Annotated in this window: 20 protein-coding genes and 1 pseudogene; 12 read left to right on the top strand and 9 right to left on the bottom strand. The window is 38.3% G+C overall.

What is annotated here, in order from left to right; genetic code table 11:
• The first annotated feature begins 12 nt into the window (after positions 1 to 12).
• The 5 genes from hemE (at position 13) to ASG38_RS03735 (ending at position 3905) form a co-directional block, all read left to right on the top strand.
• Entirely contained in the window at positions 13 to 1035 is a 1023-nt protein-coding gene (gene hemE, locus ASG38_RS03715) for a uroporphyrinogen decarboxylase (protein ID WP_056067266.1), read from the top strand.
• 79 nt (positions 1036 to 1114) lie between these two features.
• The gene (locus ASG38_RS03720) at positions 1115 to 1489 is read left to right on the top strand and encodes a hypothetical protein (protein ID WP_056067269.1); all 375 of its coding nucleotides are present in this window, start codon (positions 1115 to 1117) and stop codon (positions 1487 to 1489) included.
• Positions 1490 to 1493: 4 nt separating this feature from the next.
• Entirely contained in the window at positions 1494 to 2396 is a 903-nt protein-coding gene (gene hemF, locus ASG38_RS03725) for an oxygen-dependent coproporphyrinogen oxidase (RefSeq protein ID WP_056067271.1), read from the top strand.
• A 60-nt stretch (positions 2397 to 2456) separates the two neighbouring features.
• Positions 2457 to 3449, top strand: a complete 993-nt coding sequence (gene hemB / locus ASG38_RS03730) for a porphobilinogen synthase (RefSeq protein WP_056067273.1) — start codon at positions 2457 to 2459, stop codon at positions 3447 to 3449.
• A gap of 63 nt (positions 3450 to 3512) precedes the next feature.
• Positions 3513 to 3905, top strand: a complete 393-nt coding sequence (locus tag ASG38_RS03735) for a c-type cytochrome (RefSeq protein WP_056067275.1) — start codon at positions 3513 to 3515, stop codon at positions 3903 to 3905.
• A gap of 50 nt (positions 3906 to 3955) precedes the next feature.
• On the opposite strand, the gene ASG38_RS03740 is transcribed toward ASG38_RS03735, so the two are convergent.
• On the bottom strand, positions 3956 to 4396 hold the full coding sequence (locus tag ASG38_RS03740) for a DUF1573 domain-containing protein (RefSeq protein WP_056067278.1): 441 nt from the start codon (positions 4394 to 4396) through the stop codon (positions 3956 to 3958).
• Positions 4397 to 4578: 182 nt separating this feature from the next.
• Between ASG38_RS03740 and ASG38_RS03745 the strand changes: the two genes are divergently transcribed.
• From ASG38_RS03745 to ASG38_RS03765, 5 genes are all read left to right on the top strand, one after another.
• The gene (locus ASG38_RS03745; protein ID WP_056067280.1) at positions 4579 to 5838 is read left to right on the top strand and encodes a sensor histidine kinase KdpD; all 1260 of its coding nucleotides are present in this window, start codon (positions 4579 to 4581) and stop codon (positions 5836 to 5838) included.
• A gap of 4 nt (positions 5839 to 5842) precedes the next feature.
• A complete protein-coding gene (locus tag ASG38_RS03750) occupies positions 5843 to 6526 on the top strand; it encodes a response regulator transcription factor (RefSeq protein ID WP_056067282.1) in 684 nt (227 codons plus the stop codon).
• A 71-nt stretch (positions 6527 to 6597) separates the two neighbouring features.
• Positions 6598 to 7071 carry a methylated-DNA--[protein]-cysteine S-methyltransferase gene (locus ASG38_RS03755; protein WP_056067284.1) on the top strand — a complete coding sequence of 158 codons (474 nt, stop codon included), beginning with the start codon at positions 6598 to 6600 and terminating at the stop codon, positions 7069 to 7071.
• Positions 7072 to 7091: 20 nt separating this feature from the next.
• Positions 7092 to 8252, top strand: coding sequence for a serine hydrolase (locus tag ASG38_RS03760; RefSeq protein ID WP_056067286.1), 1161 nt, complete (start codon positions 7092 to 7094; stop codon positions 8250 to 8252).
• Positions 8236 to 8949: a 3'-5' exonuclease gene (locus ASG38_RS03765; RefSeq protein ID WP_056067289.1), complete on the top strand. Its 714-nt coding sequence runs from the start codon at positions 8236 to 8238 to the stop codon at positions 8947 to 8949. Before ASG38_RS03760 ends, ASG38_RS03765 begins: the two co-directional genes overlap by 17 nt.
• Before the next feature lie 46 nt (positions 8950 to 8995).
• Here ASG38_RS03765 and ASG38_RS03770 read toward each other — a convergent pair whose 3' ends face one another.
• Both ASG38_RS03770 and ASG38_RS03775 read right to left on the bottom strand, forming a co-directional pair.
• Positions 8996 to 9613: a hypothetical protein gene (locus tag ASG38_RS03770; protein WP_056067291.1), complete on the bottom strand. Its 618-nt coding sequence runs from the start codon at positions 9611 to 9613 to the stop codon at positions 8996 to 8998.
• A gap of 195 nt (positions 9614 to 9808) precedes the next feature.
• A complete protein-coding gene (locus ASG38_RS03775; RefSeq protein WP_056067293.1) occupies positions 9809 to 12754 on the bottom strand; it encodes a S8 family serine peptidase in 2946 nt (981 codons plus the stop codon).
• 220 nt (positions 12755 to 12974) lie between these two features.
• Between ASG38_RS03775 and ASG38_RS03780 the strand changes: the two genes are divergently transcribed.
• On the top strand, positions 12975 to 14666 hold the full coding sequence (locus tag ASG38_RS03780; RefSeq protein ID WP_056067413.1) for an ABC transporter ATP-binding protein: 1692 nt from the start codon (positions 12975 to 12977) through the stop codon (positions 14664 to 14666).
• Positions 14667 to 14674: 8 nt separating this feature from the next.
• Positions 14675 to 15412: a hypothetical protein gene (locus ASG38_RS03785; protein ID WP_056067295.1), complete on the top strand. Its 738-nt coding sequence runs from the start codon at positions 14675 to 14677 to the stop codon at positions 15410 to 15412.
• A gap of 65 nt (positions 15413 to 15477) precedes the next feature.
• Here ASG38_RS03785 and ASG38_RS03790 read toward each other — a convergent pair.
• The 6 genes and pseudogenes from ASG38_RS03790 to ASG38_RS03815 all read right to left on the bottom strand — a co-directional run.
• Positions 15478 to 16119, bottom strand: a pseudogene (locus tag ASG38_RS03790) (3-oxoacid CoA-transferase subunit B); the annotation flags it as partial.
• Between the two features lie 2 nt (positions 16120 to 16121).
• Positions 16122 to 16823 (bottom strand): CoA transferase subunit A, encoded by a 702-nt coding sequence (locus tag ASG38_RS03795; protein WP_056067297.1) that lies wholly within the window; start codon positions 16821 to 16823, stop codon positions 16122 to 16124.
• A 62-nt stretch (positions 16824 to 16885) separates the two neighbouring features.
• Complete coding sequence (locus tag ASG38_RS03800) at positions 16886 to 19195, bottom strand: penicillin-binding protein 1A (RefSeq protein ID WP_056067299.1); 2310 nt, start codon at positions 19193 to 19195, stop codon at positions 16886 to 16888.
• Between the two features lie 5 nt (positions 19196 to 19200).
• Entirely contained in the window at positions 19201 to 19686 is a 486-nt protein-coding gene (locus ASG38_RS03805; RefSeq protein ID WP_056067302.1) for a gliding motility lipoprotein GldH, read from the bottom strand.
• Positions 19670 to 20992 (bottom strand): regulatory iron-sulfur-containing complex subunit RicT, encoded by a 1323-nt coding sequence (locus ASG38_RS03810; protein WP_056067304.1) that lies wholly within the window; start codon positions 20990 to 20992, stop codon positions 19670 to 19672. Before ASG38_RS03810 ends, ASG38_RS03805 begins: the two co-directional genes overlap by 17 nt.
• 178 nt (positions 20993 to 21170) lie before the next feature.
• Positions 21171 to 22550, bottom strand: coding sequence for a rhodanese-related sulfurtransferase (locus ASG38_RS03815; protein ID WP_056067305.1), 1380 nt, complete (start codon positions 22548 to 22550; stop codon positions 21171 to 21173).
• Positions 22551 to 22645: the final 95 nt, after the last annotated feature.

Here is a 22645-nt window from a genome sequence, read left to right on the forward strand (position 1 = left end):
AGCCAAATAAAAATGATAAAAAACGACCTTTTTTTAAGAGCACTCAATAAGGAAACAGTAGAACGTCCGCCAGTTTGGATGATGCGTCAGGCCGGAAGATACTTGCCAGAATTTATCGCCCTTCGCGATAAATACGACTTTTTCACACGTTGCCAGACTCCTGAATTGGCGGCTGAAATTACAGTACAGCCAATCAGAAGAATTGCCCCGGATGCAGCTATTTTGTTTTCAGACATTCTGGTTGTGCCTCAGGCAATGGGAATTGAAGTTCTTATGAAAGAAAGTGTCGGGCCATTTTTGCCAAATCCAATCAGGACGATTCAGGATGTAGAAAAAGTGGTAGTTCCGGATATTCAGGAAACATTAGGTTATGTGATGGACGCTATCAAACTGACCAAAGAAATGCTGAACGATGAGGTTCCGTTAATTGGGTTTGCGGGTTCTCCATGGACTATTTTCTGTTATGCCGTAGAAGGTAAGGGTTCAAAAAGTTTTGATACGGCCAAAGGATTCTGCTTTACGCATCCGGAAGCAGCACACGTATTATTGCAAAAAATTACCGATACTACAATTGCTTACCTGAAAGAAAAAGTGAAGGCTGGTGTAAATGCAGTACAGGTTTTTGACAGTTGGGGCGGAATGCTTTCTCCAACCGACTATCAGGAGTTTTCATGGAAGTATATCAACCAGATTGTTGAAGCGTTGGCACCGGAAACACATGTTATTGTTTTTGGAAAAGGCTGTTGGTTTGCCTTGAACGAAATGGGAAGAAGTAAGGCTTCTGCTTTGGGAGTAGACTGGACCTGTTCGCCAAGAAATGCCAGATATTTGTCTGGAGGAGAAATTACTTTACAAGGAAATTTTGACCCGTCAAGATTACTTTCGCCAATACCAACCATCAAAAAAATGGTTACGGAAATGATTAACGAATTTGGTAAAGATAAATTCATTGCCAATCTCGGACATGGAATTTTACCTAACATTCCGGTTGACCATGCCAAAGCATTTGTAGACGCTGTAAAAGAATATAAATAGATTGTTGATTTATGATTTAGGATTTCAGACCCAAATCCCAAATCCCAAATCATAAATCCTAAATCAAAAATAAATAAAGATGTTAACCAAAGGATTGCGTGATGAAGAAAATGAAAGGATTAACAACATCCTCAAACAGCTGATTTCGCTGGTTTATGTTCCGGAAGACTGGAATCTGGATGAGTTGGAAAAGCATCTGAATTATTTAGCATTGACATTGGAAAAACTATTGGGTTTTTCGTCAGATGATTTGATTGCCCATCTGGAAAAACTCCACTTTGATTGGGCCAATGCAGAACAGTTCGCAGATTTTATAGTATTGCTTTCTGACCGAAAAGAAGAAGAAAGAACACAATTAAGAGAAAAAGCAGTGGTGATTTACGAATACATACAGAGAGAAAGTAAAGTATTTTCTTTTGATATTTTCAACAAAATTGCCAAAGCCAAAGCATAGCAGAATGAAAAATAAATTTTACGCATACATACAGACCCTTCAGGATAAAATTACTGCCGAACTGGAAAGAGTGGACGGACAGGCAACCTTCAGACAAGACCTTTGGGAACGTCCGGAAGGTGGTGGTGGAAGAACCCGTGTAATTGAAAACGGAGCCGTTTTTGAAAAAGGCGGGGTTAATATCTCTGCCGTTCACGGTTCGTTGCCGCAAGCCATGCAGACCTATTTTAAGGTGGGAAATGTTGATTTTTTTGCTTGTGGTTTGAGTCTGGTTATCCATCCTAAAAACCCAATGGTTCCAACGGTTCATGCCAACTGGAGGTATTTCGAAATGTATGACAAGGAAGGAAATACGGTAGACCAGTGGTTTGGCGGCGGACAGGATTTGACACCTTATTACTTGTTTGAAGAAGATGCCAGACATTTTCACCAAACCTGCAAGTCTGCCTGCGATAAGCATCATCCGGATTTTTATTCAAAATTTAAAAAGCAATGTGATGCTTATTTCTGGAATGCCCACAGGAACGAAGCCAGAGGTTTGGGCGGATTGTTTTTTGACTATTGCAAAGCTTCTGAAGATTTTGCACTAGACAACTGGTATGATTTCGTAACGGAAGTAGGAAACAGCTTTTTGGAAGCCTATGTTCCGATTGTAGAAAAAAGAAAAAATTTAGAATACACACCAGAAAACAGAAACTGGCAGGAAATCCGCCGTGGACGTTATGTAGAGTTTAATCTGGTTCATGATAAAGGCACACTTTTCGGACTAAAAACCAACGGAAGGATAGAAAGTATCCTGATGAGTCTGCCGCCACATGTGCAATGGGTTTATGACCATCATCCGGAAGCCGGAAGCGAAGAAGAGAAATTAATCAATATATTACAAAATCCGATTGACTGGATTTAATTCAATACCAATTTTAGACGGCGGCACTAGCTGAAATCTAAAATCTAAAATCTGAAAATTATGTTTCCACTACAAAGAAACCGCCGTTTAAGAACCAATGATTCCATCCGAAGCCTGATTCGGGAAACGCATCTGTCTCCTAACGATTTTATGTTCCCGATGTTTGTGGCAGAAGGAAAAGATTATAAGGTTGAAATTCCATCTATGCCGGGCATTTACCGTCGTTCGTTAGATTTGACGGTTAAGGAAGTAAAAGAACTTTGGGATTTGGGAATCAAGGCGGTCAATATTTATGTGAAAGTAGACGACAAACTGAAAGACAATACCGGAAAAGAAGCCTGGAATAAAAACGGACTGATGCAGCAGACTATTCGCGCTATCAAAGATGCTGTTCCGGGAATGATAGTAATGCCGGATGTGGCGCTTGACCCATATTCCGTTTATGGACATGATGGAATTATCGAAAAAGGACAGGTAATCAATGATGCAACGGTTGATGCCCTTACTTTAATGAGTTTGAGTCATGCAGAAGCCGGAGCTGATTTTGTAGCACCAAGCGATATGATGGACGGACGTGTTTTAGCAATACGCAAAGCTTTGGAAGAAAACGGACATCACAATGTTGGAATCATGAGCTATAGTGCCAAATATGCCTCCTCATTTTATGGGCCGTTTCGTGAAGCCTTAGACAGTGCTCCTGTGGATAATATGGATGTTCCTAAAGATAAGAAAACCTACCAGATGGATTATGCAAACCGAATTGAAGCAATCAAGGAAGCATTGCATGATGTCGAAGAAGGAGCCGATATTGTAATGGTCAAACCGGGAATTGCTTATCTTGATATTGTAAGAGAAGTAAAAAATGCGGTAAATGTGCCGGTTTCGGTCTATCAGGTTTCCGGAGAGTATGCGATGGTAAAAGCAGCTGCAGAAAGAGGATGGCTGGATCATGATAAAATTATGATTGAACAGCTGCATTGCATCAAAAGAGCAGGAGCCGATATTATTTCGACTTACTTTGCTAAAGAAGCAGCAATCATTTTAAATAAATAATTAAAATCCAACATAACCCCGCCAGGGTTTCAAACCCTGGCGGGGTTTAAGAGGTATTACAACATGAAAAATCTATTTTTTATCCTTCCGGCTTTATTTCTTCTTTCCTGTCAAAAAGAAACAAAAAAAGAATCACTTTATCCAGAAAAAACACTTTCTGCTGAAGAAAAACAGTTGGAATTGGGACGTGAAATTTTTGACGGAAAAGGAATGTGTTATTCCTGCCATAAGCCAGACCAGAAAGTTATAGGTCCTAGCATTACTGAAATAGCGAAAATCTACAAAGAAAAGAATGCGGATATCAAATTATTCCTCAAAGAAAAAAGCGAGCCTATTGTTGACCCAAGTCAATATTCTGTCATGAAGACCAACTTTGCCATCACCAAGACATTTTCTGATGAAGAACTAAAAGCTGTTGAAGCTTACTTTTACAGCCATCTGAAAAACGAAAAATAAAAAAAGCCATCTCTTGAGATGGCTTTTTTTATTTTTAGAACGGGTCACAATTATGATTGTGGCTCGATAACTTTTCCTTTGATAGTCAAAATCTTTGGAGTTTCAGTATCGTTAGTTGTTACTGTAACAGATTTTGAGAATGGGCCAGGTGTAGCGGCATTGTAAGTAGCAGTGATGCTGGCAGTTTCTCCTGGTTTGATAGGAGTTTTTGTATAATTTGTTGCTGTACAACCGCAAGAAGCTTTTACATTCGTAATCAATACAGTTTGTTTTGTAGTGTTTTTGAAAGTAAAATCAAAAGAAGCCGGTTTTCCTTTTTGGATATCTCCAAAATCATGAACATCAGATGTCCAGGTTACTCCAGATGCTTTTGCAGCTTGTTTTGCAGGAGCAGGTTGCGCTTTTGCAGGAGCAGCCGTTTGAGCAAATGAAGAAGCGCTTAGCAATAAAGCACCAGCTAGAGCAAAAAATGATAATTTTAATGTTTTCATAAATCAGATAATTTTTAAATTAATTTAGATTTCGTGATTGGTGTTTCAAATGAACAATACAAATGTATTTAGTTTTTTTAAGAAAGATGTTAAGCATTTCGCAACTCTTGTTAATGACTTGTTAACGGGTTGTTTCGCAGTCTAATTTATAGTAATATCGTGCTCTATTAACACTTCATGTATTGAAATTCAACAGATTAAATATTATTATCTTCATTGGGCTATTGGCAATCGTAGGCGTTTTGTTTATGCAGTTGCTCACCTTGTCACAGGCCTATGCGTTTGAGAAAAAGGAATTTAGCGAGAAGATTCATTTCGCCTTGCAGGATGTAGTTGCCAAGATTCATAAAGACAATAAGACGGAAGTTCCTGTAACCAGCCAGATAAAAAAGATTACCGACGATTATTATATCGTAAATGTCGATGATGTTTTTGAGGCTTCGGTGTTGGAGTATTATCTGAAGACCGAATTCCAGAAAGTAAAGCTGAATATTGATTATGAATATGCTATTTATGATTGCAGCTCGGACGAAATGATGTACGGAAAATATGTTTCCTCATCTGATAAAAAAGCACCGCGATGTGAAAAATGCTTTACCAAAAAAGAAGGTCTTGTTTATTATTTTGCAATCCGTTTTCCACAACTGAAATACAATTATATTACTTCGCTCCAGCAATATTGGATTTATACCGGTGTTCTCGTGCTGGTTCTGGTAATTTATGTTTATTCCGTGTTGCTTCTGATTAAACAGAAAAAATATACAGAACTCCAGACGGATTTTATCAATAATATGACACACGAATTCAAGACACCAATATCTTCAATTCTTATAGCATCGAATTATGCCAAAAGTCAGGAAGAAATTACCAAAAATCCGAAACTTTCCAAATATGTACAGATTATAATCGAACAGAGCAATAAGCTAAACCAGCATATTGAAAAAATCCTGCATATTGCCAAAAGCGATTCACATATGCTGGAACTGGAAAAAACCAGATTTAATATGTTTGACGTCATAAGTTTGGCAAAAGAAACCATATTACTTAAATATGGCAAGGAAATTTCGATTGAAATCCAAAGTGACAGGACAGAATATCCAATCGTTGCTGATGAATTTCACTTTTCGAATGTGGTCTATAATATTTTGGACAACGCCATAAAATACAATGACTCGACTCCAAAAATACTAATAGTAATTACCGAAAATCAAAGAGAAGTCAAACTCGAATTTATAGACAACGGAATTGGTATTGAAACTCCCGAATTAAATGCTATTTTTGATAAATTCTATCGTATTTCAAGTGCAAAAAGAAATGAAGTTGGCGGCTTTGGATTAGGACTTTTCTACGTAAAGAAAATCTGCACCTTACATCGATGGAAGATAAATGTTAAAAATAATCCGGATAACGGCATAACAGTAACAATCAGTATTCCTAAATAGATATATGGCAAAAAGCAAAATTTTTTATGTAGAAGACGATGCTACCCTGGCGTTTTTGACTGTAGATTATTTGGAACAGTTTTATGACATTACCCACTTTTCGGATGGTGCAGAAGCTGTGAAAAATTTTCATAAAGACAATTATGACCTGTGTATTCTGGACGTCATGCTTCCTAAAAAAGACGGTTTTGAAATTGCCCAGGAAATACGGAATGCCAATGCTGAAATACCCATACTGTTCCTTTCTGCCAAATCTTTAAAAGAAGACCGTATTAAAGGCTTAAAACTGGGAGCCGATGATTTTTTAGTTAAGCCTTTCAGTCTCGAGGAATTGAGCCTGAAAATAGAAGTCTTTCTAAAAAGAAGTTCCAAAGCTCCAATAGTAACCCAGAAAAGCTATGAGATTGGAAGTTTTCTCTTTTTTCCCAATGATTATTGCCTGACAAGGAATACCGAAAAAGTAAACCTGACAGAACGGGAATCTGCTTTGTTGAAGCTGTTTTTAGACAATAAGAATGAGATACTGAAGCGCGAAAGAATCCTTACGGCCCTGTGGGGAGACGATGACTATTTTATGGGCAGAAGCCTCGACGTATTTATCTCACGTCTTCGAAAAATTTTCAAAGAAGAAAATAGCGTAAGAATTGAAAACATTCCAAGAATAGGCTTCAAGCTGGTAATGGAATAGCAAACCTACTTTACAGCCTGCTTTAAATCCGAAAGTTTTTTTTCATAACTTTAGATTTTAAATAATCCTCCATGTTACAAGCCTACATCAATACGCCATTGGGCATTGCTGAAATTAGCGGCGATGAAAACGGAATATCCAGTATTTTGGCATTAGACAAAGGAAGCCCTGTTTCTACGGTTGTTCCTCCCGAACTTCAGGAAGCCGTACTCCAATTGCAAGATTATTTTGATGGCAAAAGAAAAGATTTTACTTTTAAAATGAACCCGTCGGGCACAGAATTCCAGAAAAAAGTATGGAAAGGTCTGCTCGAAATTCCTTTTGGAAAAACTTTGTCTTATCAGGAATTTTCTATCCGGTTGGGTGATGTCAAGGCTATTCGTGCCGTAGCTTCTGCAAACGGAAGAAATCCGCTTTGGATAGCAGTTCCCTGCCATCGTGTTATTGGCTCTGATGGTTCGCTCACAGGATATGCAGGAGGATTATGGAGGAAAAAATGGCTTCTGGAACATGAAAATCCGGTAAAGCAGCAAAGTTTATTCTAAAACCTAATAAGTAAAGCGGTATGAGATTTCTGAAAAAATTCCTTTTGTGGTTTGCAATTGTATTGGCAACCCTTATTCTGTTGCTGTATATTTTTAATCTCGACTATCTTATACGTGCTGTCAGGATTACGTATTTAAATGGAGAGAAAACGGCTTTCCTTGAAGATTATACTGAATTTCCAAATCGCGAAATCAAGAAAGGAGCAGGGCAGCCCTGGGCAATCAGCAAAGAGTATAACAAGCAAAAACCAACCGATATACTGGAAGAAACCCATAAGAAATTTGAAACAGTCGCTTTTCTAATTATCAAAAATGATAGTATTTGGTATGAAAGCTATTATGACGGCTATAATAAAGACAGCAAATCGAATTCCTTTTCTATGGCAAAAAGTATTGTTACTGCTGCTTTAGGTAAGGCAATCATGCAAGGAAAAATTAAAAGCCTGGACCAGAAAGTAACCGATTTTTTCCCTAAATATGCCGGAAAATATGGTGATAAGATGACGGTTGGCGATTTGTCATCAATGGCATCAGGTTTGGATTGGGACGAGTCCTATTACAGTCCTTTTTCAATTACAACCAGGGCCTATTTTGACGACAACCTTACAGATTTGATGCTGGGCTTGAAAGTTGTGGGAGAACCGGGAAAAGAATTCAAATATTTGAGCGGAAACACACAACTCCTGTCTATGGTAATTGAAAAAGCAACAGGCGAACATCTTGCCGATTATGTTTCGGAACAATTCTGGAAACCTTTGGGAGCAGAACACGAAGCGCTTTGGCAAATTGACCGTCTAGATGGAGTTGAAAAGGCATATTGCTGTATTGCAAGCAATGCGAGAGATTTTGCCCGTTTCGGGAAATTATACAAGCAGCATGGAAAATGGAATGGCAAACAGATTCTGGATTCCGCTTTTGTAGAAAAGTGCGTTACGCCAAGATTTGCAGATGCGCCAATGTACGGTTACGGTTGGTGGATAAGCGATTATAGGGACAAGCAGATTTATTATATGCAGGGACATTTGGGACAATATGTTATTGTAATTCCAAAAGACGACCTGATAATTGTACGGTTAGGTCGCAACAGGGACGAAAGAGCCGATGGGAATTTCCACAGGAATGATTTTTATGTATATATCGACGAAACCTACGAAATGATAAGACATGATAGAAAAAATTAATCTGGAAAACATCCTTTTTTTAGATATCGAAACTGTTCCGGAAGAAGAAACCTTTACTGCGTTAGACGAAGAAAAAAAGGAACTATTTGATTTAAAAACACAATACCAGAGGAAAGAGCAATTTACGGCAGAAGAGTTTTATGACCGTGCCGGAATCTGGGCCGAATTTGGAAAAATAGTATGCATATCCGTCGGATATTTTACATTCAAGGGAGATATACGCCATTTCAGGGTTACTTCCTTTTTTGGTGATGAGCAGAAAATACTGGGAGATTTTACCAATCTTCTGGAAAACTATTTTGCACAGCCACAACATATTTTATGCGGTCATAATGCCAAAGAATTTGATTTTCCTTTTATTGCAAGGAGGATGATTATCAATCAGGTAAAAATTCCGGGTAAGCTGAACCTTTTTGGCAAAAAACCTTGGGAAATCCCGCATTTAGACACAATGGAATTATGGAAGTTTGGCGATTTCAAACATTATACTTCCTTGAAATTGATGGCAAAAATCTTAAACATCCCATCGCCTAAAGACGATATTAGCGGAAGCGATGTGGGTCATGTGTATTATGTTGAAAAAGACATCGACAGAATCATTACCTATTGTGAAAAGGACGTGATTACTGTTGCACAAATCCTGTTACGCTTTAGGCGTGAGGACTTATTGATAGAAGATGAAATAATACACATATAAATAAAAAAGCCCTGGAATTCCAAGGCTTTTTCTTTTTCAGAGCATTTTATTTTTCTTTTTCAGGCGTTTTTTCTGTTCTATAATAATAGTTGTTACTGTTGTTATTTCCATATTGGTAACCGTTTCCGCTTCCGTAATAATAGTTTCCATTATTTACGGCATAATCATTAGCCTTAACACTTCCCACCATATCAACAATTTCACCGCGGCGGTTGTAAATAAGCTGCAGTCCGCCAATTTGAGATAGGGCATAACGGTTATAGCTCATATAAACGGTACCTATTCTTTTGATTCTGTTATAAGCATCATAGTTAACAAATACGTTTCCAACTCTTCTGATTCTGCCCTGGCTGTCATGTTCAATTTTTATACCTTGCCCGTTTCGTACTCCAGGAGCACCATACGTTGTATTCACATTGGCACTAGAGCTTCTTCTGCCGCTTTTATAATATAGCACGTCATTAGCAACGGTTGGTTCTGTATTAAAATCGAATTGCCCGTCAGGAAATACGTAAAAGGTAATTCCTCTTTCGACAAAAGCAATTGGTTCGTCCATATCAAGGTTTGCACTAAAATTTTTTTCACCCAAATAATGAGTTGTTTCTGCATTCGCTATGTTTCCAACGAATAAAATGCTAGCCACTAAGAGAGTAATTTTTTTCATGATTCAAAAGAATTAAAATTTTGCCTACTCTTTCGATTTTCAGCTTTTTCGAACCTTAAAAAATCAAGGTTATTGATAGCTATCCAATTTATATGCCAAAACTTTTTGTAACTAACATCTTTAAAAAGAAAAATCCCGATATTTTTTTCTATCGGGATTATTATCAGGTATTTATGTTTTTAAAATAAAATTCGATTATCGGTTCAAAATAATCTTTTTCGTTGTTTTTAAGTTTCCGTTTTGAATAGTAAGAATATAAACCCCATCCGAAAAATTATCAATATTGAGTACTTCGTTTGAATTTGAAGTTTCTTTTGTGAGTATTCTTCTTCCCTGAATATCGTTCAGATATAAGGTAGTATTACCGGAGTTGGCAGGCAGGTTTACATTTAAGATTCCTTTTGAAGGATTCGGATAAACGGAAATATTAGCTAATAGGCTGTCTGCTACAGTAAGGCTGGAAGGAGTAACATTACAGAAATTAAGACTGAAACTATTAATAACACCTCCATCACCATTATATTTATCGATGGCATATAATGTCCAGATACCGTCAGCAGGAAGATTATTAAAATTGCTCAAAGGCTCCAAAGGTTTGACAGTTCCGGAAATTGAAGGAGCTGTTGCGCCACATGAAAAAGCAATGCCTGCATCGCTTAGAGTAGCTACAATATTATCATTATCACCGCAAGGCTCTTCAAATAATTTGATGTAAGGTGAGCCTATTGCTTCCGGACCTTCCAAATAAATAGTCATGTCTTCAATATAGGTATGAGAAATGTCTATTGTTGCCGTTAGTCCTCCAATTGTCATGCCGCCTGTCACAAGAACAGGAACAGAACCCACAGCATTTGCTGTAGTGGCAATTGTTGCTTCTGAGAAATCTGTAGCAGAAAAAGTCTGACCACAATTTAAAGCTCCGGTTTGGAAATTATATACCGTACTTGAGGTAGCGGTTGCACATCTGTTTTTTGGAAGAATTCGCCAATAATAGTTGTATTGCGGTGTAAGATTGTTTAAAAAATAAGTGGTTTCTGTTACTTCCTGATTGACAACCAGGGTTCCAAAACCAGAATCGGTTGCAACCTGAACAATATAAGATTCTGCGTTTACAGAAGGTGCCCAATCCAATTGTACAGTTGGCGCCACACCGCTTGTGTTATTTGCCGGACTCAAAAGTGTACTATTTTGGAAAGTGTCGTTATAGACTTTTAGATTTACATATTTTGTTTCTACATCTGTTCCCCGGGTACCTCTGATACCAATAGTATAATTGCCGGCAGGAAGAGTATTCAGGTTGGAAATTGTCATTGTCAGGGCTTCATTTATTGATGAAGAAGAGGCGCTTAAATTTCCGGTAGTCCCTGCAGGAAGGCCTAGTATTGTAAAGTTTGTGTTTTCTGATGTGGTAGTAGTATGTTGGAAATTATATATAGCATTACTATTACTACATACGGTTTGGTCTTCAGAAAGAGGTGTCAACGAAAAAGTTGAATTTACGCCAGTAACAATAAGAGAAAAATTTTGAGGACCTTGTACCAAAGTTCCTTTGTGTGTTACCGTTATTGTATAAGTACCTGCAGTAGCAGGAATGCTTATTTTTTCAATATTATCAACTTTATTATCACCATCATTTGCCGCATCCGAGTTAGGGTCGCTTGTCAATCTCCAAGGGAAATAAGTAGAAGTTCCTTTTGTGATTCGAATATCCAGATCGTTTACTAAAACGGGTGTTGTGCTATTTAGAATGCCGTTGTTTACATTTCCGGGAACATCTGTCCATGCAATAGTTGCTTCTAGTGGTTCTGTGCCATTTGAATTTACAGTCATTGTAAATGTTTGCCCCTGTTGTAGTATTTCTTCAGAAATGATAGTTCCCAATCCATTGGCTGTGATGGTTTCTGCCGCTTTTTTAGCATTTAGCAATCCCCATCCAAAAAAAGCGTCCGGTCCTGTACTTCCGGCATCATCGGCAGTATGGCAGGCAAGAGCCTTTAGGGTTGCCGCTTTCATAAAGTGTTTGTTTTTTATCTTATAATATTGTTGTAAAAGCAATAATGTTCCCGTTACGTTGGGAGATGCCATAGAAGTTCCTGATAGCGTTCCGTAGGCCGAATCAGATGTTTCAAAAGTAGAATATACACTAGTACCGTTTCCTGTAATATCGGGTTTTATCCTAAAATCATCAGTAGGTCCCTGACTGCTGCTGGAATTAATCGTGACATTGGTAAGGGTACCATTAGATGCAACTATTGCATCTTCAGCATTGGCAACTACAAGATTGTTTTTTGCTGTTTTATTTCCGGTCAATTTATCATAACCTGCTGCCATAGGCTGAGGATTTTCATCTTCTCCGTTATTCCCTGCTGATGCCACCATCAGGTAATAAGGCGCATTATGAGCGATTTCATCCCAAGATCTGGCATCGGTAGTATAGGCTCCGATGTACCATGCTGGAACAAATTGTCCGTTATTGACAATTGGCACCCCATAAGAGTGATTGGAAAGTAGCATTCCGGATTGGATTTCAGCCAAAGCTTCACTTTCATCATCCGTCCAGTTAAAAGTCCTGACCTGTGCCAATGGCGCCATACCTTTTGCACTAGCAGTAATACCTGTCGCAGCAATAGTTCCTGTAACGTGTGTTGCATGGAAGTTATTTCCTGATGAGCTTGCAACAGCATCATTCACGGTAATTCTGCCGCCAAATTCTCTATGCGAAGCTCTTACCTTACCGCCATCCCAAACACGGGCAACCATACCTTGGCCATCAAGATTTAATCCTAAAGCGCCTCCGGTATTTAAAAAGTTAGTTCTTGTTGAGCGGGCCGCACTTCTATTGTCTACGGAATAATATAAAGGAAATCCATCAGGAGTAAGCTTTATCAATTCATCAACAGTACCGTTTTCATTTTTAATAAATTCAGGCCAGTTGTTTAATTTGGCAGCCTTTAGAGCTTGCTGTTTTTCAGAGGCGGCTTTTTTCCGATAAACCTCTTGTAGCTCTTTTAGCTTTTTTAAATCGTAGTTTTTGGTAATTTGCTCGATATCATTTTTATCTTGGCTAAAACCGGTAAAAGGAATTGAGAACAGGAAAAGCAATGAAAGTGCTTTAAAAGCGGAAGTGGAATTTTTTGTCACTGTATATAGTTATGTGTTTTTGAAAAATTCCACCAAATATAGGGAATTGTATTTTATTCAATAATGTTTTGAAAACTTTATTTCAAATGGAATTAAAAATGCGTTTACAGAGATAAAAATGTAAGAATTGTCAATGTTTTGTGAAATAATCATAAACTATATACGGTTAAAAAGAAATCTGGGTTTAATTTTTGGAAAATCTTTTTGCTATTTTTATAACATGAAAAAACAGCCATTGTTAGAAGTCAATGCCTTGGAAATTTCTTTTAAGAAAGATGGTGGCTTTAAGCCCATTATCAATTCTATAAGCTATGCGCTGCAAAGCAATGAAATTTTAGGGATTGTAGGAGAATCAGGCTCCGGAAAATCGGTTTCCTCTCTTGCTGTTATGGGATTGCTTCCTAAAAATATTTCTAAAATTACCAAAGGAGAAATTCTTTTTCAGGGCAAAGATGTGTCCCGGTTTTCAAAAGAGGAACTGCAGAATCTAAGAGGAAGGAACATTTCAATGATTTTTCAGGAACCAATGAGTTCTTTAAATCCTTCTTTGAAATGCGGTTTTCAGGTAGAAGAAATGCTTTTGCAGCACACCAAACTTTCCAAAAAAGAAATACGAAAAGAAACCCTTGATTTATTTGACAGGGTAAAACTGCCCAATCCGGAAAAAATTTATGAAAGCTATCCGCATCAGATTTCCGGCGGACAGAAACAACGTGTCATGATTGCGATGGCAATAGCCTGTAAGCCAAAAATACTGATTGCCGATGAGCCAACTACCGCTCTGGACGTGACCGTACAGAAGGAAATCATCCAACTGCTGAAAGATATTCAGCAGGAGACAGGAATGAGCATTATGTTTATTTCACATGATTTGGCTTTGGTATCTGAAATTGCAAATCGTGTATTGGTCATGTATAAAGGTGAAATTGTAGAACAAGGCAATGCTTCTGATGTTTTCCACAATCCGCAACATATTTATACCAAAGCACTGGTTAGTTCAAGACCTTCACTTGATGTGCGTTTGAAAAGACTTCCTACCATACAGGATTATCTGAAGAATTCTGTCAGTGATGAAATTATCACCATTGATGAAAGGAAAAAAGCACATGAAAAATTATATAGCCAAACACCAATTCTGGAAGTCAGAAACGTAGAAAAGGAATATTTTTCTTCTGCCGGACTTTTTGGAAAAAGAATAGGATTCAAAGCGGTCAATGATGTAAGTTTTAGGATATATGAAGGAGAGACATTAGGACTGGTAGGAGAATCCGGATGTGGGAAATCAACTTTAGGGAATGCCATCCTGCAATTGGATAGGGCAACTGCAGGTCAGATTTTTTATAGAGGCGTTGATATTATGAAATTGCCAAAAGAAGATATCCGGGCATTACGAAAAGAAATACAGATTATTTTCCAGGATCCGTATTCGTCATTGAATCCGAGGATTCCGGTTGGCAAAGCCATTATGGAACCGATGAGAGTTCATAAGCTATATAAAAATGATACCGAACGAAAAGCAAAGACAATAGAAATTTTGGAAAGGGTTGGTCTGGGTGCGGAATATTTCAATCGTTATCCGCATGAATTTTCTGGAGGGCAAAGACAGCGAATAGGCATAGCCAGAACTATTGCCTTGCAGCCCAAATTGATTGTCTGTGACGAATCGGTTTCTGCCCTTGATATTTCTGTTCAGGCACAGGTTCTGAATCTTTTGAATGAGCTGAAAGAAAATTTCGGTTTTACCTATATTTTTATTTCTCATGACCTGGCTGTTGTAAAATATATGTCGGATCAGGTTTTAGTAATGAGCAAGGGCAAAATTGAAGAAATGGCCGACGCCGATGCATTATATGATAACCCTAAAAAAGAATATACTAAAAAATTAATCGCAGCAATTCCAAAAGGGAATTAATTAGACTTATGAAATATATACTTATTGTACTTTTTTTACTATGTGTTTCCTGTACGGACAAAAAAGAAGAAACCGTTGATGTTGCAACATCCTCAGAAGTAGAAGTAGTTCCGACAACCGAATCTAATTTTATACAGAAAGATTCATTGTTGCTGGATTCCAAAGGAATTTGTGCAGATAAAGTTGTAATTGCCGAAATAAAAAGAACCTATGACAAAGACAGTATTGGTACTTCTTATTTTGAAATAGGTTTTTTTAAGAATAATAAGGCAATCTATACCTATCCGACCAAGATTGTTTTTGGAATGGAAGGAGGTGCCGAATGGAATATCAATCAGGAATTCATGGCAGATTCAGAAAATGAAAATATCGACACTAGATTTATCCATTGTAATAATGGTGTTGCTGCCTGCGGCTATACACATACTCATTTTTTGTTCTTTTTGGATGAAAAAGGCGTACAGCTGGTAACACAATGGGATTCTATGTGGGATGGTGGTTATGGTGTTGACCAACGCTTTGAGCCTGATTTTAAAACCAAACCAATGAAATCATTTTTTGCCAGGACAATTGATGTGTCTTCTGATGAAACCGTAAATGATTCGATAGAACGGGTAGAAGTTTCTTATACCGATTCTGTTCGGTATAATTTTGAAAACGGAAAATGGAAAAAGATTCCGCTTACACAAAAAGGCAAAATATACCGTAAAGAGAATTTTACTTTTGAAGAATATTACAAACAATAAGACAAGAGCCACAAATTAATTTGTGGCTCTTGTCTTCTGTATCTTAATCGATAATCATTTCNNNNCGGAATCGTTCCTTCGATTATCAGATTGCCTTCAGTGGCTTTTTTAATATCTTCTACAGAAACACCCGGAGCTCTTTCCAAAAGTCTGAATCCTTCAGGAACAATTTCCAAAACGGCCAATTCTGTTACTACTTTTTTCACACACCCAACACCTGTCAGGGGAAGCGAACATCTTTTTAAAAGTTTTGATTCTCCTGCTTTGTTCACGTGCATCATCGCTACGATAATGTTTTCAGCAGAAGCGACCAAATCCATAGCACCTCCCATTCCCTTTACCATTTTTCCCGGGATTTTCCAGTTGGCAATATCTCCGTTTTCTGCTACTTCCATAGCCCCCAGAATGGTCAGGTCTACCTTCTGGCTGCGAATCATCCCGAAACTGAATGCAGAATCAAAAAAACTGGCTCCCGGAAGCGTAGTGATGGTCTGTTTTCCGGCATTGATAATATCAGCGTCTTCTTCACCTTCAAAAGGGAAAGGTCCCATACCTAATACACCATTTTCACTTTGGAATTCTACTGAAATATCTTCACGCACATAATTGGCAACCAAAGTTGGGATACCAATTCCAAGGTTAACAAAATATTTATCTTTTACTTCTTTGGCGATTCGTTTTGCAATATCTTCTTTAGTAAGTGCCATAATTAGTTTTTTTGTCTGACAGTTCGTTGTTCAATTCTCTTCTCAAATTTTTCGCCCTGGAAAATACGCTGTACCATGATTCCCGGAATGTGAATCTGGTTCGGGTCCAGTACTCCGGCCGGAACCAATTCTTCCACTTCCGCAATGGTGATTTTAGCGGCACCAGCCATACAGGCATTAAAATTTCTGGCAGTTCCTTTAAAGATGAGATTACCGGCTTCGTCGCCTTTCCATGCTTTTACAATAGAGAAATCAGCTTTGAAAGCTTCTTCCATGATGTGCATTTTACCGTTGAATTCGCGAGCTTCTTTCCCTTCAGCAACTTCTGTTCCATAACCGGCTGGTGTGAAAAAAGCAGGAATTCCGGCTTGAGCTGCACGGCATTTTTCAGCCAACGTTCCTTGTGGAGTCAGTTCAACTTCCAGTTCGCCTGAAAGCATCTGGCGCTCAAACTCGGCGTTTTCTCCTACGTAGGAAGAAATCATTTTTTTGATTTGGCGTTTTTGAAGCAATAATCCCAATCCGAAATCATCAACTCCGGCATTGTTTGAAATACAGGTCAAATCTGTAACCCCAAGTTTTACTAATTCTGCAATACTGTTTTCCGGAATTCCGCACAGGCCAAAACCGCCAAGCATAATGGTCTGCCCATTTTGAATATCTTTCAGTGCATCAGAAACAGATGCTACTTTTTTATTAATCATATAAAGAATGTTTGTTTTGGAGGATAAATATATAAAAAAACGCCTTAAAAAAGGCGTTTCTATTAAAAATCAAATTCGGATGTATTTTGTTCTTCCATATCGACATTTGTGGTGTCTTTTACGGCTGGTTTCCAACAATCCACTTTTATGGATAGGTTGGCCGGTCTTTCAAATGGTTCTTTGGAAACCTTAAGTTCTTTATCGGCATAACACTTCTTCATAAATAATCCCCAGATTGGTAAGGCCATAACGGCTCCCTGTCCATAGGTAATACTTTTGAAGTGCGCAGAACGGTCTTCGTTTCCAACCCATACACCAGTTGCCAGATTTGGAACCATACCCACAAACCAACCGTCGGATTGATTTTGAGTTGTTCCCGTTTTTCCTGCAATTGGATTTCTGAGCACATACGGATAACCGGTCATCATTTCGTAGCCAAAACCACCACCGTCTGTTCTTAAACGCCCGCCCGAACCGGATTCAGTAACACCTTCGAGAAGCTTAATAACAGCATAAGCAATATCTTTGTTTAATACATCATGAGATTCCGGTACCGCTTCGTATAAAACGACTCCGTTTTTATCCTCGATTCTTGTAATTACCTGAGGCTTTATATAAACGCCCTGGTTGGCAAAAGTACTGTAAGCGGCAACCATGTCCTCAACAGTGATTTCAACGGCTCCTAAGGCAATAGAAGGCTGTGATGGTATGTTTGATTTGACACCCAGTTTTTTAACAAGGTCAATTACAGCATCCGGCCCTACCTTGTCAATCAATTTGGCCGAAACGGTATTGATAGACTGTGCCAGCGCATATTTGAGTGTTACCATTCCTTTATAGGTTCCGTTAGAATTTCGTGGTGTCCAGGTTTCAGTTACATTGTGTCTTCCTTTTGGAATAGTATAAGGCGCATCAATAATAGAATCACATGGTGAGTAACCCTGTTGTTCGATTGCTGCGGCATAAACAAAAGGTTTAAAGGTAGAACCTACCTGTCTTGCTCCCTGTCCTACGTGGTCGTATTGGAAATGCTTGTAGTTGATACCGCCAACCCAAACTTTAACATGGCCTGTTTGTGGCTCCATTGCCATTACTCCGGTTTGAAGGAAATGCTTATAATATCTGATAGAATCGTTTGGAGTCATGATGGTGTCTTTCTCGCCTTTCCAGGTAAAGACTCTCATTTTTGTTTTTACCTTAAAGGACTTCAAAATGTCATCTTCACTTTTGCCTTCATTACTCATAATTCTCCATCTTTCAGAATTCTTTCTGGCACGCATCATTAATTTTTCAGTTTCAACTTCTGATAACCTGATGAATGGGGCATTTTTATTGTCCTTCGCCTGTTTGAAAAATTCTTTTTGAAGGTTTGCCAAATGTGCACTTACTGCTTCTTCAGCATACAGTTGCATTCTGGAATCGATAGTAGTATAGATTTTAAGACCATCACGGTAAATGTCATATTCTTTACCGTCTTTTTTAGGATTATTCTTTGCCCAATTTTTCATGAAATCCCTAAGATATTCCCTAAAATAGGTAGCGGTTCCTTCTTTGTGTGTCTGTAGTTGGAAATCCAGCTTAATAGGCAGTGCGCTATATTTTTCTTTTTGGGCTTCGGTTATAATTTTAGCTTTAACCATTTGAGAAAGCACCACATTTCTTCTGTTTTTTACACCTTTCTCATTTCTGACAGGGTTGTAAAGGGATGAATTCTTAAACATTCCAACGAGCATAGCAGATTCGTCAACCGTTAAATCTTTTGGCTCTTTTGAAAAGTAGGTTTTAGCCGCTGAACGAATTCCAATGGCATAATTGTTAAAGTCATAAACATTGAAATACATTGTGATTATCTCACTTTTGGTGTATTGCCTTTCCAGACGGGTTGCAATTATCCATTCCTTGACCTTTTGAGTTAAAGCAACAATTATATTTTTAGACCTTTCACCATGAAATAACTGCTTGGCCAATTGCTGCGTAATTGTACTTGCTCCACCGCTGCTTCCAAAACCTACGATTGCTCTAAATGTACCTCTGGCATCGATTCCGGAATGTTCATAAAAACGTTCGTCTTCAGTAGCCACCAATGCATCAACCAGATGTTTTGGCAGGTCTGAGTATTTAATAGCCGTTCTGTTTTCGTTATAAAATTTCCCAATAGTTTCTCCATCGGAAGAAATGATTTCGGTTGCCAGGTTGGATTCCGGATTTTCAAGGTCTTCAAAGGATGGCATTGAACCAAAAAGTCCCCATGAAGCAAAAAGGAAAAATAGAATTACTCCTCCGGTTCCATAAAGGAATATTTTCCAGAATAGTCTATTGTAATAAGCGACATCCTTAACCTGTTGTGTATTGTTCTTTTTTTTAGTTGCCATAATTGCTAATCTAATTTTTCTACTCTAAAGCCGACTTCTGTTATTCCTGCCAGTGATTCTACTCCATTTACTTTTCCTGTCTGGCGGAGTGCCTGCATTATACCAATTTTGTAATCTCCTAAGGATTTGAATTTGTATTTTTCTTTAAAATAAAGCTTACTTTCTTTTACATCAGAAAAGCCTTCGCCCAATAAGGTTCCGTCCGGATTCGCCATTTGGTATTCGAGCGTATCGACTTTTGTTAATCCGCCCGGCGCTTCCATAGCAACAATAAGGAAAATATTGTTGAAAGGATAGTCATTATTGGAACGCAGGTTTATAAACAAATTATACGCCTTTGCGGTGTCCTGGTTGTTATAAGTAAAGGTTGCAATACTGTCTTTATGCCATTCTTTTCCAACCGACTTATATTGGTCGAAAACCCTTTTCTTATCGCAGGAAACCAAAAGTATTGCTGCAAAAACAAATAGTAAGCTATTTTTTAGGCTCATTTTTTGGACGGTTGTTATTGTTGTTTTTGTTATCCGGTTTCTTTTCATTTGCAGGTTTTTGCTGCCTGTTTTTATTGTGATTCCGGTTGTTGTTATTTTTATTCGGATTTGCGTTTGCGTTTGGATTTTTGTTTTCTTTTGCAACCGGTTTTTCTACAACCGGGGTATCTGCCGTTGCCGCTTGCTTACGCTTTTTCGGTCTTTTCTTTTTCTTTGGCTGGTCAAAACGAGTCAGGCTTTCCTGTCCAACAGCATTGTTGAAATCTTTTTCCGGTTCCTGTGTTACTTCAAGTACATAATCTTCTAACGAAGAAACTTTCCTTTTCTGTTTATTTTCTGCAATAATTTCATTGACCTGCTCTACTTTAAGAACATGCCAGTTTGCAAAATTACTGGTGTATGCGAACCACATCAGGCCTTTAAAAATATCCTGTTTCTGACAAATGGCATCACCTTTTTCTGTTATTAACTTGGTGTCAAAATCCGGAAAATGCTGCAATGCGTCCATATAAGTGTCCAACTCATAATTAAGACAGCATTTTAATTTTCCGCATTGTCCCGCCAATTTTTGTGGGTTTAATGACAGTTGCTGGTATCTTGCCGCTGAGGTGTTGACACTTCTGAAATCGGTCAGCCATGTAGAACAGCATAGTTCTCTTCCACAGGAACCAATTCCTCCCAAACGGGCAGCTTCCTGACGGAAACCAACCTGTTTCATTTCAATTCTGGTGTTGAATTCTCTGGCAAAGTCTTTAATTAACTGCCTGAAATCGACGCGGTCGTTGGCGGTATAGTAAAAAGTTGCTTTCGAACCGTCGCCCTGAAACTCAATATCAGAAATTTTCATTTCCAGTTTTAGAGCAATGGCAATTTCGCGCGCCCTTACTTTCATTGGTTCTTCCTTGGCACGTGCTTCAGACCAGATATCGATATCTTTTTGGGTAGCCTTGCGGTAAATCTTGAGAATTTCGTTACTCGCCGGGTTTACTGACTTTTTCTTCATTTGTATCTTTACCAGTTCTCCGGTCAGGGTTACAATCCCCACATCATGTCCGGGAGAAGATTCTGTAGCCACAATATCTCCCATGCTAAGCGAAAGTTTTTCAGGATTTCTGTAAAATTCCTTCCTTCCGTTTTTAAAACGTACTTCTACGCAGTCAAACGGAGCCTCGCCGTTAGGAAGGCTCATATTTGACAGCCAGTCAAATACGGTTAATTTGTTGCAGCTATCGGTGCCGCAAGTCCCTTTATTTTGACAGCCTTTTGGCGCACTGCCATCAGACGTTGAACAACTGGTACAAGCCATAATTTTATATAGATGTCACGATTAACGTAACTTAAAATTCGTAAAATGATTTTGTGCGTAAAGATAGCATTTTTAGTTTTAATGATACAAAGCCTTTAATTTGTTGCTGTTCAGTAAAAAAACAAAACCTATTCCGGAATCCCGGAATAGGTTTAACGTAAATAGAGTAGAAATATTTTTAGTCCAGAACCTTGTATAATTTATCTGAAAGGCGAATTCTAAAAGGAAGAGCTAAGGTTACTTTATCTCCAGGCTTTGCAACTGCTGCTTCTGTGCCGTTTACAAACATTTGAGAGATTTGTAATTCCTGATTTCCCGTTGACGGACCTGAAATAATAATTTTGTCATTGATTTTTAATTCGTCTTTTTCAATCAGAAATTGCCCGATTCCGGCTTTTACAAAATAATGCTCCGCTTTTCCAAGTAAAGTTTTCTTTATCTTGATTTTTTGTCGGATGTCTTTTGGTTTAACAGTTTCAGGAATATCGTTGCCAGCTTTTGCCAAAGGCATATCAGACAATTCTCCGGAATGTTTGAATTTTAATTTTTCAGATTTTCCTTTTCTGAAAATCATGTTTCCGTTTTTCACACCGCGACGCAGTTTTACCTGTTCTACCAACGGCATATGGATGATTTCCTGGCATTCTGTAGAGCAACAGTTTTCCATGATGGCCTTACATTCATCACATTGGATGAATAATAAGTGGCAGCCTTCATTTTCGCAATTGGTGTGATTGTCACATGGTTTTCCGCATTGGTGGCATTGTGAAATGATGTCATCTGTAATGCGTTCGCCCAACCTGTGGTCAAAAACAAAATTCTTTCCAATGAATTTGCTTTCCAGGTTTTCTTCCTTGATTTGTTTGGCATAATTAATAATACCGCCTTCCAACTGGAATACGTTCTTAAATCCCTGGTGTTTGAAATAAGCAGAAGCTTTTTCACAACGAATTCCTCCGGTACAGTACATCACCAGATTTTTATCTTCTTTATAATCTTTTAATTGCTCGTTGATTATGGGTAATGACTCGCGGAATGTTTCTACATCAGGCGTTATGGCACCTTTGAAATGGCCGATTTCGCTTTCGTAGTGATTTCTGAAATCAACAACAATCGTATTTGGGTCTTCCAAAATCTGATTGAATTCTTTGGCCTTTAGGTGTACGCCAATATCGGTTACGTCAAAAGTATCATCATCTAATCCGTCAGCTACAATCTTATCACGTACTTTAACCGTCAGTTTCAGGAAAGAGTGGTCGTCCTGCTCCACAGCTACATTCAGGCGTATGTCTTTCATGAAATCATATTTTTCTAATGTTTCACGAAAAGCTTCCAAATTTTCCGCAGGAACAGACATTTGGGCGTTGATTCCTTCTTTGGCAACATAAGTTCGGCCAAGTGCATCAAGCTCGTTCCAGGCTATAAATAAATCGTCGCGAAATTTTTTCGGGTCTTCAATTTTGGCATACGCATAGAATGACAGCGTGAGTCGCTGTTTGCCGGCCTCGTCAATAAGTGCCGCTCTTTCTTCTGCGCTTAAAGTGTTGTACAGTTGCATGCTATAAACGTTTTAAGTTGAGAGAATTATGTCGATTTTTTTAAATCTGGTGCAAAAGTAGGGTTTTTATCCAAGAATCGAAAATGACATTTGTC

The organism is Flavobacterium sp. Leaf359 (assembly GCF_001423985.1).
Taxonomy (GTDB): domain Bacteria; phylum Bacteroidota; class Bacteroidia; order Flavobacteriales; family Flavobacteriaceae; genus Flavobacterium; species Flavobacterium lindanitolerans.

Coding starts and splice junctions, on each gene's coding strand:
- ASG38_RS03720 (WP_056067269.1), top strand. CDS start 1,115: ATGTTAACCAAAGGATTGCGTGATGAAGAAAATGAAAGGATTAACAAC.
- ASG38_RS03740 (WP_056067278.1), bottom strand. CDS start 4,396: ATGAAAACATTAAAATTATCATTTTTTGCTCTAGCTGGTGCTTTATTG.
- ASG38_RS03785 (WP_056067295.1), top strand. CDS start 14,675: ATGAAATATATACTTATTGTACTTTTTTTACTATGTGTTTCCTGTACG.
- hemF (WP_056067271.1), top strand. CDS start 1,494: ATGAAAAATAAATTTTACGCATACATACAGACCCTTCAGGATAAAATT.
- ASG38_RS03750 (WP_056067282.1), top strand. CDS start 5,843: ATGGCAAAAAGCAAAATTTTTTATGTAGAAGACGATGCTACCCTGGCG.
- ASG38_RS03815 (WP_056067305.1), bottom strand. CDS start 22,550: ATGCAACTGTACAACACTTTAAGCGCAGAAGAAAGAGCGGCACTTATT.
- ASG38_RS03795 (WP_056067297.1), bottom strand. CDS start 16,823: ATGATTAATAAAAAAGTAGCATCTGTTTCTGATGCACTGAAAGATATT.
- ASG38_RS03780 (WP_056067413.1), top strand. CDS start 12,975: ATGAAAAAACAGCCATTGTTAGAAGTCAATGCCTTGGAAATTTCTTTT.
- ASG38_RS03800 (WP_056067299.1), bottom strand. CDS start 19,195: ATGGCAACTAAAAAAAAGAACAATACACAACAGGTTAAGGATGTCGCT.
- ASG38_RS03810 (WP_056067304.1), bottom strand. CDS start 20,992: ATGGCTTGTACCAGTTGTTCAACGTCTGATGGCAGTGCGCCAAAAGGC.
- ASG38_RS03760 (WP_056067286.1), top strand. CDS start 7,092: ATGAGATTTCTGAAAAAATTCCTTTTGTGGTTTGCAATTGTATTGGCA.
- hemB (WP_056067273.1), top strand. CDS start 2,457: ATGTTTCCACTACAAAGAAACCGCCGTTTAAGAACCAATGATTCCATC.
- ASG38_RS03805 (WP_056067302.1), bottom strand. CDS start 19,686: ATGAGCCTAAAAAATAGCTTACTATTTGTTTTTGCAGCAATACTTTTG.
- ASG38_RS03755 (WP_056067284.1), top strand. CDS start 6,598: ATGTTACAAGCCTACATCAATACGCCATTGGGCATTGCTGAAATTAGC.
- ASG38_RS03735 (WP_056067275.1), top strand. CDS start 3,513: ATGAAAAATCTATTTTTTATCCTTCCGGCTTTATTTCTTCTTTCCTGT.
- ASG38_RS03770 (WP_056067291.1), bottom strand. CDS start 9,613: ATGAAAAAAATTACTCTCTTAGTGGCTAGCATTTTATTCGTTGGAAAC.
- hemE (WP_056067266.1), top strand. CDS start 13: ATGATAAAAAACGACCTTTTTTTAAGAGCACTCAATAAGGAAACAGTA.
- ASG38_RS03765 (WP_056067289.1), top strand. CDS start 8,236: ATGATAGAAAAAATTAATCTGGAAAACATCCTTTTTTTAGATATCGAA.